This is a genomic window from Vibrio sp. 378, from assembly GCF_033339435.1.
The window spans coordinates 1-608 of the sequence record NZ_JAWOUO010000782.1 but is presented as its reverse complement, the minus strand read 5'-3'; the positions used below and the strand labels follow the sequence as shown (position 1 = coordinate 608).

Below are 608 nucleotides of genomic sequence, written 5' to 3'. Positions count from 1 at the left end.
CAAGACACTATTACATGGTTCCTATTTGCTATGGGTGTTGGCCAACTGTTTGCTGGCCCCTTGGCAGATAAACTCGGACGTCGAACTGTTGCATTGGGCGGCATCACTATCTACGCAATGAGCGCTTTATTGGCGTGGAGTGCTCAAAATATTGAGTGGATGTTGATGTCTCGTTTGCTACAAGGCTTAGGTGCGTGTGCGACATCGGTAGCAGCCTTTGCAACAGTTCGCGATATTTTCGGCCCAGAGAAAAGCGGCAAGATGATCAGCTACCTTAATGGTGCGATCTGCTTTATTCCGGCACTGGCACCAATCTTAGGTAGCTGGTTAACACAGCAATTCGATTGGCGTGCAAACTTCAGTTTTATGGCTGGTTTTGCGGTTGTCTCAGGAACGTTGATGTTTTTGATGATGAAGGAAACCAACCCTGCAACCGAGAAACAAGCGGTATTCAAAGTAAGTCGTTACTGGTCGGTACTGAGCACGCCATCTTTCATTTTCCACGCGTCACTATGTTTGATGGCCATGGCGGTTATCTTAGCTTACGTGACGTCAGCACCGTCGGTATTGATGACAGGCATGGGCCTTTCAATGAATGAGTTCACATT

General features: G+C 47.5%; 1 protein-coding gene. It reads left to right on the top strand.

What is annotated here, in order from left to right:
• The coding region (locus R7Q48_RS28825; RefSeq protein ID WP_318133763.1) for an MFS transporter at nucleotides 1-608 on the top strand (608 nt) is incomplete at both ends.